General features: G+C 71.1%; 3 protein-coding genes. All 3 read right to left on the bottom strand.

What is annotated here, in order from left to right; genetic code table 11:
* Positions 1–199 precede the first annotated feature (199 nt).
* The 3 genes from purH to rpe are packed head-to-tail and all read right to left on the bottom strand — an operon-like array spanning position 200 to position 4192.
* Entirely contained in the window at positions 200–1768 is a 1569-nt protein-coding gene (gene purH, locus KK7_RS0118780; protein ID WP_010546181.1) for a bifunctional phosphoribosylaminoimidazolecarboxamide formyltransferase/IMP cyclohydrolase, read from the bottom strand.
* A gap of 40 nt (positions 1769–1808) precedes the next feature.
* Entirely contained in the window at positions 1809–3539 is a 1731-nt protein-coding gene (locus KK7_RS0118775) for a heparinase II/III family protein (RefSeq protein WP_010546180.1), read from the bottom strand.
* Complete coding sequence (gene rpe / locus KK7_RS0118770; RefSeq protein WP_010546179.1) at positions 3536–4192, bottom strand: ribulose-phosphate 3-epimerase; 657 nt, start codon at positions 4190–4192, stop codon at positions 3536–3538. Before rpe ends, KK7_RS0118775 begins: the two co-directional genes overlap by 4 nt.
* Positions 4193–4205: the final 13 nt, after the last annotated feature.

The raw sequence follows: 4205 nt of genomic DNA, 5'->3' as shown, positions 1-4205 counted from the left end.
GGGGGGGGGGGGGGGGGGGGGGGGGGGGGGGGGGGGGGGGGGCGCCCTCCACCGTCATTCCCGCGAAGGCGGGAATCCATTCGCCTGAACGTCCGGGGAAAGAACCGCAGCGCCAGTGCCAATGGACCCCCGCCTTCGCGGGGGTGACGGGTAGGGTGCGGTGCCGCCGCGCCCCCACCGGAGGCGCGGCGCGTATGCCTCAATGCCGGAAGTGGCGCATCCCCGTGAAGACCATCGCGAGGCCCGCCTCGTCAGCCGCCGCGATGACTTCGTCGTCGCGGATCGAGCCGCCCGGCTGGATCACCGCGGTCGCACCCGCTTCCACAGCCGCCAGCAGGCCGTCGGCGAAGGGGAAGAAGGCGTCCGACGCCACCGCCGAGCCGATCGTGCGCGGGGTTGCCCAGCCGGCCTTGTCGGCGGCGTCCTTGGCCTTCCAGGCGGCGATGCGGGCGCTCTCCAGCCGGTTCATCTGGCCGGCGCCGACGCCCGCCGTGCTGCCGTCCTTGGCATAGACGATCGCGTTCGACTTGACGTGCTTGGCCACCGTCCAGGCGAACAGGCAGTCGGCCAGTTCCTGCTCGGTCGGCTGGCGCTTGGTGACGACCTTGAGCTGGTCGCGCGTGACGATGCCGTTGTCGCGGCCCTGGACGAGCCAGCCGCCGGCGATCGACTTGGCGAACAGGCCCGCGCGGGCCGGGTCGGGCAACTCGCCGGTGAGCAGCAGGCGGAGATTCTTCTTCGCCGCGAACAGCGCCAGCGCTTCCTCGTCGGCGTCGGGCGCCACCACCACTTCGGTGAAGATGCCGGTGATCTGCTCGGCGGTCGCGCGGTCGAGCGGGCGGTTCACCGCGATGATCCCGCCGAACGCCGAGACGGTGTCGCAGGCGAAGGCTGCGGCATAGGCCTCGGCGAGGGTCGCGGCGCTCGCCACGCCGCAGGGATTGGCGTGCTTGACGATCACCGCGGTCGGCGGGCCGTCACGGAACTCGCTGACCAGCTCCAGCGCCGCATCGGCGTCGTTGTAATTGTTGTAGCTCAGCTCCTTGCCCTGCAGCTGGCGGGCCTGGCCGATGCCGCGCGCCGCGGCACCGGTCGCCGCATAGAAGGCGGCCTGCTGGTGCGGATTCTCGCCGTAGCGCAGCGCCTGGCCGCGGCTCAGCGAAATGTTAAGCGTCTCCGGGAAGGCCTCGCCCTGGTCGGCGAAGGCGAACCAGCTGGAGATCATCGCGTCGTACGCGGCGGTGGCGGCATAGGCCTTGGCGGCGAACTTGCGGCGCTGCTCCAGTGTCGTGGTGCCGCCCATCACCAGCGCATAGTCGGCCGGATCGGTGACGATCGCCACCGACTCATGGTTCTTCGCGGCCGAGCGCACCATCGACGGGCCGCCGATATCGATATTCTCGATGATCTCGTCGCGATCGGCGCCCTTGGCAACGGTCTGGGCGAACGGGTAAAGGTTCACCACGACGAGGTCGATCGGCACGATGTCGTGCTCGGCCATCGATGCCTGATGCTCGGCATTGGTGCGCACGGAAAGCAGACCGCCATGCACCTTGGGGTGCAGCGTCTTCACCCGTCCGTCCATCATCTCCGGGAAGCCGGTCAGGTCCGAGATGTCGCGGACCTCCAAGCCTGCGTTGCGGAGCGCCGTGGCGGTGCCGCCGGTCGAGACGAGCTCGACGCCCTGGGCGGCCAGAGCCTGGCCGAGTTCGACGATCCCGGTCTTGTCGGAGACCGAGAGGAGCGCGCGGGTGATCTTGATGTCCATGGCCCGCCCCTCTCCTCAATCGGGGGCGCGGGGGCAAGCCCTATTTGGCGCGGTGGAACACCCAGTTCAGGCTGGCGCCGCCTGCGGGCGTCTCGCCGTGGATCACCAGTTGCTGGGTGGCGTGCGGACGGCCGCGCGCGTCGATCCACAGGCTTTCCTCGATCGCCAGCGTGCCGCCCTTGGCGCGGAACTGCCAGAGCGTGCCGGAGGCGGTGCGCAGGATCGCGCCGTGCCCGTCGGCGGTAGGCGACGCCTCCACCTGCGGGGCAAGGTGGAAGCGCACCGCGAACGGCTTGGTGTCGATCCGTCGTTTGCCGGCAGGGAGCAGCAGGTCCTCGCCGCGCAGGTCGCGCCCGTCGTGCGAGAGGGTGAACTCGCGGCGGTGGAGCAGGCCGAAGCGGCGGACATAGCCGTCCTGCGTCGCCTCGATCCGGCTGGCATGCTCGGTCTCGTGGCGCACCAGCTCGACTTCGCTCACGCCGCGGCCGAGTGTACCGTCGGCGTGGATCGCGGTGGAGTTGCTGTCGCCCAGTACCAGCGTGGAATGCGCGGCGGTGGTGCGCAGGCCCTGGACCAGCTCGGCTGGCAGGCGGGCATCGGCGGCACGACTGCCGCCGCAATTGACGACGATCCGGTCGGCGCCGTCCGAAAGCTCGAAGGCGAGGGTGGAGGCGCAACCGGTTTGCGTCACCCGTGCGTCGGGCGGGGGGGCGGCGTCGAGGATCAGCACGGTGCCGGCACAGGCGAGGCGCTGATAGCCCCACTCCCGCGCCTGCTTGAGCGGGCGGGTGCGGACGCCGGTGGCCTCGATCGTCTGCGCGATCCACTCGCCGCTCACCGGCGCGCAGCCCTGCCAGCTGGAGAGCCCGCCATCGCCGTGGCACACGCCGAGCAGCGCCGCGACCATGCGGTTGAGCGCGCCGAGCACGAAGGCGGGCGGCTCGATCCGGCGCGCGGCATAGGTCTCGCAGAGCAGGGTGAGCAGCTGGATCGCGTCGAGCTGGCCGTCCGGCGAGCGGCCGACGGTGCCGCCATCTTCATAGACCGAGGCCGTGATCGCGCGGTTGAGCCCGGCTTCGGCAAAGGCCCGGCGCGGATCGCCGCCGGGGAGTACGAGGCCTGCGACGGTCAGGCCCGCCCAGGCCGCGAGCCGGGGCACGCCCACCGGCACCTTGTCGGCGCTGCGATCGAGATGCCGGGCACCGCGGGCCAGCGCGTGCATCACGCCCGAGCGATAGACCTGGTCGGTCGAGGACAGGATCAGCGGCGCGTGTGCCACCCAGGCAAGGATGCGCCGGCCGACCAGATCGGGGCGCCAGGCGGGATCCGCCACCTGCTCGCCGTGCACCTTGAGCCAGCGGCGCATGACGTCTTCGGCGATCGGCGCGCCCTGCTGGCGGGTGGCGACGCTGGACAGGTCGCGCAGCCAGGCGAAGCCCTGGAGATGCTGGGTAAAGGCGGGGGACCAGTCGGGCCTGGCGAAATCGAGGCTCTCGATCGCGCGGACCTCGCCGCACAGCCGCAGTTCCCCGTCGAGCAGGGCATTGCCGCGCTGCGGATCGCCGAAAAAGGGATCGTCGGCGGCGGTGAGCAGCTTGAGCGGGTGCCGGCCCTTCAGCCGCATCGCGTAGAAGGGCGAGCGCCAGGCGAGGCGCTGGAAGCGATCGGCGATCCGGTCGGCCAGCGACAGGCCGCGGTCGCCGCCCACCCGGATCAGCCGCTTGCCTTCCTCGACCCCGTCGGCGGCGGAGTCCGGCGCGGAATCGGTCAAGCGCCGCGCAGCGCGGCGATGTTGGCGGCGTACTGGCCCGGGCCGCCGGTGAAGGTCGCGGTGCCGGCGACCAGCGCATCGGCGCCGGCGGCGATCACGCGCGGCGCGGTCTCGCGGTCGACCCCGCCATCGACTTCGAGGTCGATCGCCCGGCCGCTCGCCTCGATGCGGCGGCGCAGTTCGGTGATCTTGGGCAGCTGGCTCTCGATGAACTTCTGCCCGCCAAAGCCGGGGTTCACGCTCATCACCAGGATCAGGTCGACCAGATCCATCACATGATCGACCACGTCGACCGGCGTCGCCGGGTTCAGCACCACGCCGGCGCGCTTGCCCAGCGCCTTGATTGTCTGGAGCGTGCGGTGAAGGTGGGGCCCCGCCTCGGGATGGACCGAGATCGTGTCCGCCCCGGCATCGGCGAAGGCGGCGAGCATCGGATCGACCGGCGCGATCATCAGATGGACGTCGAACGGCTTGGCGGTGTGCGGGCGCAGCGCCTTGATCACCGCCGGGCCGATGGTGATGTTGGGCACGAAATGCCCGTCCATCACGTCGACATGGATCCAGTCGGCGCCGGCGGCGTCGATGGCGCGGATTTCCTCGCCGAGCCGCGAAAAATCGGCCGAGAGGATCGAAGGGGCGATGCGGACGGACATGGTCGTCTCCTAG

Source organism: Sphingomonas elodea ATCC 31461 (assembly GCF_000226955.1).
Taxonomy (GTDB): domain Bacteria; phylum Pseudomonadota; class Alphaproteobacteria; order Sphingomonadales; family Sphingomonadaceae; genus Sphingomonas; species Sphingomonas elodea.
This window is presented reverse-complemented; position numbering and strand designations above follow the sequence as displayed.